The sequence below is a fragment of the Solidesulfovibrio aerotolerans genome (assembly GCF_009856865.1).
In the GTDB taxonomy this organism is placed as follows: Bacteria; Desulfobacterota; Desulfovibrionia; order Desulfovibrionales; family Desulfovibrionaceae; genus Solidesulfovibrio; species Solidesulfovibrio aerotolerans.
Genome location: NZ_WVUD01000110.1, coordinates 1 through 2,071, shown reverse-complemented (window position 1 = coordinate 2,071; position 2,071 = coordinate 1). Strand labels below are relative to the sequence as shown.

The window sequence follows — 2,071 nt, the reverse complement described above, 5'->3', positions numbered from 1 at the left end:
AAGCACGCGCTCGATGCGGTCCTCCAGGTCGGGCAGATCGCTCGGCAGGGACTGCAAGCACCTGCGCATTCCACAGCGCAGGAAGTGCTCTAAAGGGTTGTTCCCGCCGTCGGCAACGGCGGGATATTTGCTGAGGTAAAAGGTTGTGGAGAACAGGGGCGAGGGGTCCAGGCCGGCCGCGACGCCCTCGCCCAGGTAGTGCTCCAGTCCGGTCATGGCGAGGGGGAGCGGTCCAGACAGTTGGGCGCGATAAAAGCCCTCGGCAAAGAGGGGATTGGGCGACAAACCGATGCCGGCACCGTGGGTCAGATAGTGCTCGACAAGCTTGCTTTCGGCAACGGCGGTCCCGCCGGCGCCGGCAACTTGCGCCGCGTAGTAGGCCGTATCCACCAGGGGCGCAATGCGAGCCAAGCGTGCGGGATCGAGCTCCGTCCCCCGCTCCGCCAAATGCGAAATGGGTTGTTCAGAGGGAGCGAAATCTTCTTTAACGCCCCGTTCAGCCCACGATAGGCCCCGTACCAGGCCGTCAAGCTCAATGATATAGTCTAGGTGCAGGGGATGTCTGGTGAGATTAGGTAAGGAATGGCCTTGCAGGAACCGAATCTCGACGCCAGCTGCACGCATGATGCTGGCATAGCCCCTGAAATTAAAGCTGGGGTTGTCGTGAATCAGTCCGATCATCCGAGCCCCCGGCTTACAAAACAGGCCATTGGAGAGGGCCGAACTACACGATCCGACCACAATATCCGCTTCATTGAATAGGCGCGCCTGCTCGGCAAAGCTTAGCGTTTCGGGATAGATTGTTTCGAATCCATTTTTTCTCAAATATTCGGCAATTTCTGATTCGTTCACCAGATTCCGTTCCGCTACCACTCTTTTAGACGTGTACGCCTTTCGGGAAATAAACAGTCGTCGTCCACCGGCGCTGCCGTTTGCCTTGGGATCAATACCCAGGGCCTCTAGTATCCGGGTGCGCAGATCGGAAAAGACATCGGACGGCCAGACTGCGTCGTAGACGCTCCTGTCGACGGTGTCACAGGGGAAGAATGCTGGAACCGGCGTCATGCCAAGGCTTTTGAAGCGGACGACGCGATCGACCGGCATCTTGACCAGCTTTCGCCGCTTTCGGTTGAGCAGTTGGAGCACCTCGATATGACTGGCAGGCATGCCAGAATCGATCATCAATGGCGCATCGTTGTCACAGACGTCACTATCGAACACAAGCATCCGTGGGAGGAATTCCAGGAACCAATGGCCGTAATTATGGCTTGCCCCGCCGAACATCATCAACCCAAAGGGAAGATCAACCGGATTTCCACCCGGCACCCTCAGCAGCAACCGGTCATTGTTACGGATGCAGACAAAGGGAAGTCCCTGGAAGTGTTCTTTAATAGAAACTATTTCCCCCAAGGCATGGGCGGCAAGGTCATAGATCGCCGTCCCATGTTGGCGCACTAGGTTGCATGACGTCACTGCCAGGCAGTCATGGACTATGCCAAAGAAGATTGGCGGAGCAGTCAACTCGCCTGACTGCGAGGTTAGCGGCTGATGTTGGTTGATAAAGGAAGGCACCAGTCCCTCGATAGGCCGCTGGGGCCGGATCTCCTGGTAGGGCGAGGCGTTGCGGAGGCAGACGGCACGGACGGTGGTAATCTCGATATCAACGTAGTCCGCAATCTCCCTCGCCAGCAGGTCGACGGCCTTCTTCCGCTCGCCCCATTGGTAGAGAAGATGTCCTATGAGCTCTACGTATGTCGGCGAGGCAGTGCGGTAGGCTTCCATAAGCATTTTGATTGCGCCTGCCGTATCACCGAGTTTCTGAAGGCAGCGCCCCTTGAGAATGTACGTGTCTAGATTGAGAGCAACATATGGCTCGGATTGCTCCAGGGTGGCCAAAACCTCATCAAACCGCTTCTGTTGGAAGAGAACCGGGACGAACAAATACAAAGCATAGGGGTTGCCCGGATCGTCCCGAAGCACGCGCTCGATGCGGTCTTTCAGGTCGGGCAGATCGTTCGGCAGGGACCGCCAGCCTTGGCGCATGGTCCAGCGAACGAAATGCTCCAGCGGG

Annotated in this window: 1 protein-coding gene; it reads right to left on the bottom strand. The window is 57.4% G+C overall.

What is annotated here, in order from left to right; all coding sequences use genetic code 11:
- Positions 1-2,071, bottom strand: a 2,071-nt coding sequence (locus tag GTA51_RS20290) for a glycosyltransferase 61 family protein (RefSeq protein WP_160964296.1), incomplete at both ends; no start/stop codon positions are given.